The organism is Adlercreutzia sp. DFI.6.23 (assembly GCF_024462535.1).
Classification (GTDB): Bacteria; Actinomycetota; Coriobacteriia; order Coriobacteriales; family Eggerthellaceae; genus Adlercreutzia; species Adlercreutzia rubneri.
This window is the reverse complement of the sequence record NZ_JANGBP010000783.1, coordinates 1-288: the sequence shown is the minus strand read 5'-3', so window position 1 is coordinate 288 and position 288 is coordinate 1. Positions and strand designations below refer to the sequence as shown.

Annotated in this window: 1 pseudogene; it reads right to left on the bottom strand. The window is 66.7% G+C overall.

Annotated elements, in window-relative coordinates:
* Positions 1 to 205 (bottom strand): annotated as a pseudogene (locus NE591_RS15455) (hypothetical protein); the annotation flags it as partial.
* Positions 206 to 288: the final 83 nt, after the last annotated feature.

Sequence of the window (288 nt, the reverse complement as noted above, 5' to 3'; positions counted from 1 at the left end):
GGGATCTAGCCGTGCGCCAGGCCATGGCCGCCCTGCGCACGGCCAGATCCCCCTCCCCCAGGCTCACCTCCTGGCTGATACCGCACACCAAAGGCCCGGCCATGGCGATGCACTTCGCCAGGTCGGCGTCGGAGATGGCGATAGCCTTCAGCGGGGGCCTCTTGAAGGAGACGAACCCCAGAAGCATCCCACGGTAGCGGCACACAAACGTGCGCTCGACATCGTCCTAGCGCTCGCCATAACCGGCGAGCACCCCTTCCACCACTTTCTGCAGAGCGCGCAGCGACG